1 pseudogene is annotated in these 231 nt (G+C 77.1%); it reads left to right on the top strand.

The window, feature by feature from the left end:
- A pseudogene (locus tag ACPYOJ_RS37100) lies at window positions 1-231 on the top strand (hypothetical protein); the annotation flags it as partial.

Here is a 231-nt window from a genome sequence, read left to right on the forward strand (position 1 = left end):
GGGGGGGGGGGGGGGGGGGGGGGGGGGGGGGGGGGGGGGGGGGGGAGAGCAGGGTGGGGTGCAGGTGATCATTGCTTCCGCGTAGGCTCTCCGTGCCATTCCGCCGGATGAGCTTCTCAGCCTAGTCGGCGAGTTCGAAGCCCTCTTCACCGAAGGCGCTGTCCCCATCGACACCCCCCCCCCCCTCCCATCCCCCTCCCCCCCCCCCCCCCCCCCCCCCCCCCCCCCCCC

This window comes from Rhizobium sp. SVR5-9E (assembly GCF_056755095.1).